The 1,082-nt window shown below is 74.0% G+C and carries 1 protein-coding gene; it reads left to right on the top strand.

Translation table 11 applies throughout. The features are described 5' to 3' along the window. Positions 1 to 13: 13 nt before the first annotated feature. Positions 14 to 1,082, top strand: a 1,069-nt coding sequence (locus tag ACTQ1E_RS08810; protein WP_441565887.1) for an IS30 family transposase, incomplete at its 3' end; no start/stop codon positions are given.

The following is a 1,082-nucleotide window of genomic DNA, read 5'->3' as shown; positions in this document are numbered from 1 at the left end:
ATCGGAGGACGGCATGTCCGGAAAGAAGAAGAGCGGCTCCGCAAGGGCGGTCCCGAGGGCCTACGGAAGGCTCACGAGGCACGAGCGGGACACGGTCCAGAGGATGCTGGAGCGCAGGGCGTCGTGCAGGGAGATCGCGAGGGAGCTGGGCAGGTCGCCCTCGACGGTGAGCGCCGAGGTGGCGTCGCACAGGTTCGTGACGGCGCCGAAGGCCAGGCGCGGCGAGCGCGTGGACGCCTCCGCCGACCTGTCGGCGGCCTGCCCGCGCCTGGCGGCGTGGCCGCGATGCTGCAACGGCTGCGGCCGGTACCGCGCGATCGGCTGCAAGCGCCGCCCCCACGTCTTCTACGAGGCCCGGGCCGCGCAGCTGTGCGCCGACTCGGTCCTCGTCTCGTCCAGGCGCGGGATAGACGCCGACGAGCCCGCCGCGGCGGCCAGGCTGGAGGCGATAAGGGACTGCCTGCGCCGGGGGCTGTCGCCCGAGCAGATGGCGGCGCGCAACGGCGGCCCGGTGGACCTGTCGCCGTCGACCATCTACCGCTGGGTCTCGGCGGGCTACGACGGCATGACCAACATGGAGCTCAGGCGCAAGGTCGGCTACAGGCCGAGGAAGCGCGCCGCGGGCCGGGCGGCGACCCGCCACTCCGCCCGCAGGTCGCATGCCGCGTTCCTCGCCCTCGGGGAGGACGCGTGCGCCGCGGCCTGGGAGATGGACACCGTCGAGGGGGCCCGGGAGGACTCCGCCTGCCTGCTCACGCTGCTGCACCGCCCCAGCAGGCTCCAGCTCGCGCTGCCGCTGGAGGAGAAGACCGCCGGGTGCGTCGCGGACGCCCTGGAGGGCGTCCGGGCCATCCTCGGCGCCGACGGGACGCGCCGCGTGTTCCGCGCCGTCCTCACCGACAACGGCGCCGAGTTCTCCGACGAGGCGGCGATCGCGGCGCTGCTCGGCGAGGGGCCGGGCGAGACGAGGCTGTTCTACTGCGACCCCAGGCGCAGCGACCAGAAGGGCGCCTGCGAGCGCAACCACGTCGAGATCAGGAAGCTGCTGCCCAAGGGCGCCGGAATCAGGTTCGACCGGCTCG

It is taken from the genome of Collinsella sp. LCP21S3_C7, assembly GCF_052118485.1.
Lineage (GTDB): Bacteria > Actinomycetota > Coriobacteriia > Coriobacteriales > Coriobacteriaceae > Collinsella.
Note: the sequence above shows the minus strand (reverse complement) of the source record. Positions and strands in the feature narration are given on the sequence as shown.